We start from the raw sequence: 778 nt of genomic DNA, 5'->3' as shown, positions 1-778 counted from the left end.
CGTGTTGCACGCAAGGATATAAGCGACATTTCAAGCCTGGATATTTGAGTGTTTAGATCGCCGCTTGTAAAATCTTCCGCTCGATGTATATTTTTTTCTTTTGCGGCCGTGACATAGGGCGTGTACCAATCTTCCCCATCCTTTGCTTGAGGAACAGTCAGCTTCATGGCTGTAACGACTAATTTAATAAACTCGGCGCGGCTTACATTTTGCTCAGGTTTAAAGCTGCCGTCCTCGTAGCCGTCGACGTAATCGCTTGTGACTGCCGCGTTAATAGCAGCTTCGGCCCAATGGCCTGCTACATCATTAAAACTCGCTTTAGCCGTTGGGATAAAAGCATTTGAAGTCCCCAATAAAGCAGCCGCAATGAGTGCGGCCGTGAATGTTGTTCTTAGTCTCTTCATTATTTTTCCCCTTTTCCTTGTACAGGGCATGCTGTTGCTGCCCCTGATTTCCGGTTCCTCGGCGCCTCGTCAACCCCCCGGGAATACAGGACTTTTCTCCCTCAAGCCGCCTCCGGTCATAGGTATATTGTAGCTTGTAATCCGTTTTTTTACAGGTAATTATATCCAATTGATACGGATTAGCGAAATCTTACACTGGCTACGCTGCTTAATACGACCGGTTCGCTATGCGGCTGGCCCAGAAGGGATCGGTTCACCTCTATGATGGCGACAATGGACGGGCCGTAGATGGTTACGTTCACGCTGCGTGTCGTTTGCCGGTCTGTAGAGCTGTGGACGGTGATGGTCCGATTCAGCACATAAGGATACGTTGG

Annotated in this window: 1 protein-coding gene and 1 pseudogene; both read right to left on the bottom strand. The window is 49.0% G+C overall.

What is annotated here, in order from left to right:
• The coding region (locus tag NR121_RS24960) for an S-layer homology domain-containing protein (protein WP_256832145.1) at window positions 1-404 on the bottom strand (404 nt) is incomplete at its 3' end.
• Window positions 405-583: 179 nt separating this feature from the next.
• Window positions 584-778 (bottom strand): annotated as a pseudogene (locus NR121_RS24955) (hypothetical protein); the annotation flags it as partial.

This window comes from Paenibacillus sp. Pae15 (assembly GCF_024519685.1).
Lineage (GTDB): Bacteria > Bacillota > Bacilli > Paenibacillales > NBRC-103111 > Paenibacillus_G > Paenibacillus_G naphthalenovorans.
The sequence above is the reverse complement of the archived record's forward strand: the minus strand, read 5'-3'. Positions and strand labels throughout refer to the sequence as shown.